The 6,421-nt window shown below is 58.5% G+C and carries 9 protein-coding genes; 8 read left to right on the top strand and 1 reads right to left on the bottom strand.

Features of this window, described 5'->3' with window-relative positions; translation table 11 throughout:
• The first annotated feature begins 136 nt into the window (after window positions 1–136).
• Both ACIQ0R_RS02375 and ACIQ0R_RS02370 read left to right on the top strand, forming a co-directional pair.
• Entirely contained in the window at window positions 137–403 is a 267-nt protein-coding gene (locus ACIQ0R_RS02375; protein WP_395823313.1) for a hypothetical protein, read from the top strand.
• Between the two features lie 28 nt (window positions 404–431).
• A complete protein-coding gene (locus ACIQ0R_RS02370) occupies window positions 432–1,352 on the top strand; it encodes a 1-aminocyclopropane-1-carboxylate deaminase/D-cysteine desulfhydrase (RefSeq protein ID WP_395823311.1) in 921 nt (306 codons plus the stop codon).
• Here the strand turns inward: ACIQ0R_RS02370 and ACIQ0R_RS02365 are convergent.
• A complete protein-coding gene (locus tag ACIQ0R_RS02365; RefSeq protein ID WP_395823309.1) occupies window positions 1,349–1,606 on the bottom strand; it encodes a hypothetical protein in 258 nt (85 codons plus the stop codon). The genes ACIQ0R_RS02370 and ACIQ0R_RS02365 overlap by 4 nt on opposite strands.
• 111 nt (window positions 1,607–1,717) lie before the next feature.
• On the opposite strand from ACIQ0R_RS02365, the gene ACIQ0R_RS02360 reads away from it, so the two are divergent.
• The 6 genes from ACIQ0R_RS02360 to ACIQ0R_RS02335 all read left to right on the top strand — a co-directional run bounded on the left by ACIQ0R_RS02360 (window position 1,718) and on the right by ACIQ0R_RS02335 (window position 6,407).
• Complete coding sequence (locus tag ACIQ0R_RS02360) at window positions 1,718–2,677, top strand: LysR substrate-binding domain-containing protein (protein WP_395823307.1); 960 nt, start codon at window positions 1,718–1,720, stop codon at window positions 2,675–2,677.
• A gap of 58 nt (window positions 2,678–2,735) precedes the next feature.
• A complete protein-coding gene (locus tag ACIQ0R_RS02355; RefSeq protein WP_395823305.1) occupies window positions 2,736–3,389 on the top strand; it encodes a tRNA-uridine aminocarboxypropyltransferase in 654 nt (217 codons plus the stop codon).
• A gap of 175 nt (window positions 3,390–3,564) precedes the next feature.
• Window positions 3,565–3,843: a DnaJ domain-containing protein gene (locus tag ACIQ0R_RS02350; RefSeq protein ID WP_395823303.1), complete on the top strand. Its 279-nt coding sequence runs from the start codon at window positions 3,565–3,567 to the stop codon at window positions 3,841–3,843.
• Window positions 3,840–4,382: a hypothetical protein gene (locus ACIQ0R_RS02345; RefSeq protein WP_395823301.1), complete on the top strand. Its 543-nt coding sequence runs from the start codon at window positions 3,840–3,842 to the stop codon at window positions 4,380–4,382. Before ACIQ0R_RS02350 ends, ACIQ0R_RS02345 begins: the two co-directional genes overlap by 4 nt.
• A 30-nt stretch (window positions 4,383–4,412) precedes the next feature.
• The gene (locus ACIQ0R_RS02340) at window positions 4,413–5,147 is read left to right on the top strand and encodes a hypothetical protein (RefSeq protein ID WP_395823300.1); all 735 of its coding nucleotides are present in this window, start codon (window positions 4,413–4,415) and stop codon (window positions 5,145–5,147) included.
• A gap of 36 nt (window positions 5,148–5,183) precedes the next feature.
• The gene (locus ACIQ0R_RS02335) at window positions 5,184–6,407 is read left to right on the top strand and encodes a hypothetical protein (RefSeq protein WP_395823298.1); all 1,224 of its coding nucleotides are present in this window, start codon (window positions 5,184–5,186) and stop codon (window positions 6,405–6,407) included.
• The last annotated feature ends 14 nt before the right edge of the window (window positions 6,408–6,421 follow it).

Genomic DNA, 6,421 nt, shown 5'->3' with positions numbered 1-6,421 from the left:
AAAAAGGAGTGCTTCAACACCAACTGTTTGATAGACTTATCCACAGCTGCTAACTCAAAACGCAGCGACCAGCCCTGGGTCACATTTCAATCAGCAGGCTGGGTCAAGATTCAATTAGCGCCAACAATTCACCGACATGCAGCGTGGCGTGCGCGGCCTGAGCAAACCGCCGATTGACGATATCGAAACCTACTGGTCACCACTGGAAAAAGCCCAGGCATCGCAGATGCTGGCCTGTTCGATCATCGGTTCGCCAGAAACCGTGCGCGCCGGCATCGAGAGATTCCTGTTGCGCACCGGCGCCGACGAATTGATGATTGTCTCGGATGTGTTCGATCATCAGGCACGCCTGCACTCCTATGAGTTGATTGCCGAGGCGGCGCGCGATGTGCAGCCGATTTAAAAGCCTTGCTACTTAAAGTACTGCGCCAATGCCCTTCCCTGATTCTGCCTCGCCTTGCCAACTCATCGACAGCACGGCTTTCCTGGGCCGCAAGGTGTGGGTCAAGGGCGACGATTTGCTGCACCCGGAAGTGTCCGGCAATAAATTTCGCAAACTGAAATATTCGCTGCAGGCCTGGCAAGACCGGCAACCGGTGTGGGTCAGCATGGGCGGCCCGTGGTCAAACCATCTGCACGCGCTGGCTCATGCCGGCGCGCTTGGCGGCTGGCCGACCAAGGCGCTGGTGCGCGGTGCCATCGGTACGCATAGCGCAACGCTGGATGATTGCCGACGGCTTGGCATGCAAATCAGCTTTGTCTCGCGCGACGACTATCGTCAACTGCGTGAAGATCCACAAGCCTGGCGTCACCACCTCGATGCCATCGACGCCAACCATGTCTGGCTGCCGGAAGGCGGCAGCGCGCCGCAGGCGTTGCGCGGCGTTGCCGAACTGCTGGATGAATTGCCGTTCATGCCGGAAGTGATCATGCTCGCCTGCGGCACCGGCGCGACGCTGGCCGGGATCCTGGCGGGCTTGCGCGGGCGTAGCCGGGTGGTCGGTATTGCGGTGCTGAAAAACGCCGACTATCTGCATCAGGAAATCGCCCGCTTGTTGCAGCAGGCAGGCTATCCGGCTTATCAAAACTATCAACTGATCACCGATGCACATCACGGCGGCTATGCTAAGGCGCCGCGCGAGTTGCGCCGGTTTTGCGGCGAATTTTCAGAGGCCTTTGATCTGCCGATAGAGCCGGTATACACCGGCAAGCTATTCCACGCAATCAGGCGCATGCAGCAGGCACAAGCATTCGGCGATGATGAACGGGTGCTGGCGATACATACCGGTGGCATGCAGGGCGCACGCGGATTTGTTACTACCGCAACTATTACCGCCCCAAAATCAATTTAATGATGCCGGTGCGATTGCCCCCGCTGCGGCCGCGCATCGATATAACCGATATCGCGCAGCAGATGATCGCTCATGCCGCCGATCTCAATCCGCGACAGCACCGTCGGCACGGCCAGACGTTGCTGCCACCATGCGTAAATTTGTCTGGTGGCCCGGCCGCAGGCCCGCAGCACACCTGCCGAGCGCGACTGCGGGGCCGGCGATTGGACTGACGGCAAAGTATTGATTTGGTAAGTTGTCATTGCGTAGTTCATGCTGTGCTCCCTTGGTGGTTTCGATGGCAAGTAACGCTGCTTCGATACTGGTTAGAGTAACCGACCAAGAACCCGGAGAGAAACGACTTGTTCTAACCACCTTGGTCAGCTATGCTTACCAGCATGAGCCGACTGCCACTGCACACCCTGCCTGTATTCCGCATGGCCGCGCGCCTGCAGAATTTACGCGCCGCCGCGGTTGAAATGCATCTGACCCACAGCGCAGTCAGCCAGCAGATCGGGGTATTGGAAACACAACTTGGCTTTGCTTTGTTTGAACGGCGCGGTCGCCGTATCGTCTTGAACGACGCTGGTCAGGCGCTGTTGTGCAGCGTTGAATCGGCGCTGGCGCAACTCGATGCCGGCATGCTGGCGGCCGCTGCCACCGCTGTCGGCAACCACCAGCGTTTGCGGCTGACGGTGATGCCTTCCTTTTTACAACGCTGGTTGTTGCCGCGCATGCAGCGCTGGCGCGAGCGTCATCCTGATATCGCACTGGAGTTGCACTCGTCACAGCATGTCATGGATCTGCAGCGCGAAGGTTTTCATGCCGGGCTGCGCCAGGGCCGTGGCGGCTGGCCCGGCTTGAGCGACGAACGCTTGCTGGACAGCCCGCTGGTGCCGGTAGCCTGTGCCGCCACGGCGCGCCGGCTGCAAGGTGCCAGCATTGCCGCGCTGGCGCATGAACCGCTGCTGGGCGATGCCGATTTGTGGGATCGCTGGTTCCGTGAAGGCGGTCTTAAACTGCGCAGCAATCCGGTTGCCAGCTTCAACGACGCCGGCTTGATGTTGCAGGCTGCGGAACAGGGCTTGGGGATTGCGCTGGGACGCGAATTCATGGTCGCAGATGCACTACGCGATGGCCTGCTGGTGCGCTTATCCGAGCAAAGGCTGCAGCCGGACGCCGGGTATGCATCCTACTTCCTGGTCTACCCGCCGACGTTGCGCGACTGGAAGCCGTTGCAAGCCTTGCGCGAATGGCTGCACGAAGAAGTGTGCATGCTGCAGCAGAGCATCCCGGCGCTGACGCCGGTGCTAACGCCACTCCCGACGCCATCTGAACAGGCATGAACGGTGCCAGCCAAAGCCGCCATGCTGCGTATTTTCGCAGTCCCAACTTGTTTGTGCCATGAAGCAGCCAGAACCTGTCAAACGCCCGATTTGCCCGATTTGCCGCCGCCCGCAGCGGACCTGCATCTGTGAATGGATCAGGCCGACAGAAAACGCCGTCGAGCTGCTGATTTTGCAACATCCTCTGGAGGTCGATAACGCCAAAGGCAGTGTGCGCCTGCTCAACCTGAGCTTGCCGCGCAGTCAGGTGATGGTTGGCGAAACCTTTGCCGCAGCAGAGCTAAAGGCGCGCTTGCAGGCACCATTGGCCAATCCGGCTGCGCCGCTCTACAACATACTGCTATACCCGGAGAGCCCTGAAGACCCCGGCTTGCCGTTAACCATGCCGCCGCTGCTGGATCAAGCGTTGTTGCAGGAACCGGCACAATTACGGCTGATAGTGCTGGACGGCACCTGGCGCAAGAGCCGCAAGATGTTGTATTTGAATCCACTGTTACAGCAATTGCCAAGGCTGGCACTGCGCGATCTGCCGCCGTCGCGTTATCTGATACGCAAGGCCCATACGCCCGGGCAGTTGTCGACATTGGAAGCGACTTGCCACGCATTGATGCAGCTGGAACGGCTTCCCGAGAAGTATCTGCCGCTGTTGGATGGATTCAGCGGATTTGTAGCGCAGCAGGCAGCTTACGGCCGCTCCTTGCCGGGCCCCTGAGCGTAGCGTTTTGGCGGCGCCCAGGCATCGACTTAATGCCGCCGCTGGTGTATCCTCTGCCCTCTCTCCAGAAGCGTTTGTATGCGTTCGGCAACAAACGCTGACCCAGCAAGCATTCCCAATATGCAACAAAGACGATCCGCCGCCGATCGCCGCTACCAACGTGTGAGGACGCATGAAGGATTATTACGCCGTTCTCGGCATAGACAGTGATGCAGCGCTCAGCGCGCTGAAAAGCGCTTACCGCAAGAAAGCATCGGAGTTTCACCCGGACCGCAATGCCTCGCCTGATGCGCCGGCGCGGTTTCGCGAGGTGCAGGAAGCCTATGATCTGTTGTCGGATACGGTAAAACGGCAGGAGTACGACGAGAACCGCCGACGCAGCCTGTTGGAAAACCCGCTGGAAAGCGCCGAACAAATCTGGACTACCTATATCAATAAGGTTCTGCAATGATGCTATCTTCTTTTTTTGAGGACTTGACCAAGGCTTATCAGGCCGAAATCGAGGACTTGCAAAGCGATTCCGAAGGCAACGACATCCTGACGTCGCGCCTGAAAAGCAAGCGCGCGCAGTTTGCGCTGATGATGCCGATGATCGACACCGATCCAGAAATGGTCTCCGTGGCTTTTCACGGCAGCATCGATTTCGTCAACCCGCAATTGCTGGTCATGCTGCCGTCCGACGAACCTGACGATTTCCCCTCCTGGGCCGATGTCGCCGACGCTGTGCAATTCGAATCCTGGGCACAAAAGCTGGCCGACATCGCCTTGCAGGAACCGGGCGGCGAGCGCTTTCTGATCACCACGGTTTGCCTTGAATATCTGTACGAGAAAAGCAACGGCAACTATCAGGGTACGCATAACCAGTCCGCGTATGGCGAGTCCGACGATGCGGTTGAAGGCGTCGAGAACGATGACGACGACAATGGCAGCGATCTGGAAGTTGAAGGCGCCGACTGGCTCGAAGAACAAGGCTTTGAGCGCCTTGGCTAAGAACCGGAAAATTTTTCACATATTGAATCCATGACAAACGCGCTCATAGTAAAAGCAGAAAACCTGATCCGCAACGGCGACATCGCCGGGGCCGAATCCGCACTGGTCAGCCTGGCCGAAACCGAAGGCGATTACGCGCTGGTCGCGGCGCTGGAGACCTTGCCGCCGAAAGACTTGCTGGCCGTGATCCGCGAATACGATACCTCGAAAGAGTCGGTCGTCAATCTGCTGGTAACACCGGAACAGTTCGCGCGTGCGGTCGTCATGGAGCGGTTATATGGCGATCATAGCCACGTTCGTCTGCGCGGCATGATCAATGCGGTGCTGTTTCGCGACGACGCCCAGACCGGTGAGTTCATCGAAGCCATCGGCGATGTCGACGGCGGCTGCGAAGCGCTGATCGATTACCTCTCCGAGCGCGATGAAGAAGTGGTGCATTTCGTTATCTACGATACCTTCAACGTCAACCGCACCGAAGAAGGCGATGCCGTCGACAAGGCCGAAGTCAGCGACCGCGACTGGAAAGAACTGACCTGGCTGCTCAAGCACGAGCACCCGGACATGTTCGAACAAATCTGGCCGGTACTGAAGAAACGCCTGAAGGAACGCCTGCGGCGCGAGGCGGAACTGGAAATGCTGGAACAGCAGCAGTTGGATCAAACGGATCAAGCGGATCGCCACCAACCATCCGCACCAGCATCCCACAAAACCAGCGCCAAGCCGACGCCGGGCGTTGTCGATCCGGGCGAAGAGTCGGCGCTGTAAGCATCGTTTTAACCGTTCCAGGCATTCAAGCATCCCATGTCCGACCAACTCCGGAAACTACAAGTCATCGACAAGCGCCCTTTCTTTGAAAAGGCGCTCAGTCACGGCATCAAGCATCATATTCTCGATCAGGCGAAGTGCCGCAGCATTATCGCCGACGGTGCCAAAGGCACGGTGCAGGTCGCCGCATTCTTCGGCACCAGCCATCTGCAAACCGATCTGGAAAACGCCCGCCTGCGCGTGGTCAACCTGGTCAGCCTTTATCTGGAGCACACCTTCGACGGCGATCTGCAAAAAGCTGCGGAATCGTTGCGCGACAACACGTTTCTGTCGCATTCGCGCGGCGGCAACGAGATGTTGAAGGCGCTGCACGCGATGCCCGATTCGACGGTCTTCGGCGATACCAAAGGTCAGGGACAGAAAGAATTTCAAGATGAGCGGACGCTGGCCAAACCGTTTTCTCTGGCCGCCTATCGCAAGGAGCGCAAGGCCCGCGAGGAAACCGCAGCGGTGTTGGCAGCGGCCTTATGGTTCGCCAAAGATCTTGGTCTGGCGCGTGCCGATCTCGATTTCATCGGCGCCGAAGCGGTGATCCGCAGTGCGCTGCTGGTGCGCCTGAGCGATGCCGAAGAATTCCCCAGCCGCCTCGGCTTCGCCCGCCTGATCGACAAGATCCGCAGCCAGCAAAAGCCCGGCAGCAAATGGAAGATTGCCAAAACGCTGCTCGACGACGTGCCGCCGACGCATCGCGATATCGCCGAAAAAATCCGTCGTGAAATCGACAAACACGACGCCCCATTGCTGGCCGATCAAACCCTGCCGCTTGACCTCCTGCTCAACCAGATCGAGGCACGTTACTTCCTCCAGGAAGGCGCTCTGGACGAGGTGGATAACTTCGATGCGCTGGTCTCCAAAGAATGGCACAAGGTCACCAAAGGCAAGGAAGATCCTTACTCGCGCTTGACGATATTCATGTGCATCGCCTGCGGCGCCAAGCCCAAGACGGCAATCTCCGATACCGAAGCCAGAGCCATGATCCGCCACGTCCGTGAACATGGTTTCGACAGCGACGCCGTATGCGCCTTCATCGCCAGCGCCGCGCCGTTTGAGATCAAAGACAACCTGCAATCGCTGTGGCAAGACGAATTCCTGCCGGAAGCAGAGGAATATCTGGACGACGACAGTGACCCCAAATACGCCCGCGCGCTGCAGTTCCTGAAAGAAAATTGCAATATCAAAAGCAAGAGCGTCGCCAAGTAAGCAAAATCGCCGGC

This window comes from Collimonas sp. (assembly GCF_044339385.1).
Lineage (GTDB): Bacteria > Pseudomonadota > Gammaproteobacteria > Burkholderiales > Burkholderiaceae_D > Collimonas.
Note: the sequence above shows the minus strand (reverse complement) of the source record. Positions and strands in the feature narration are given on the sequence as shown.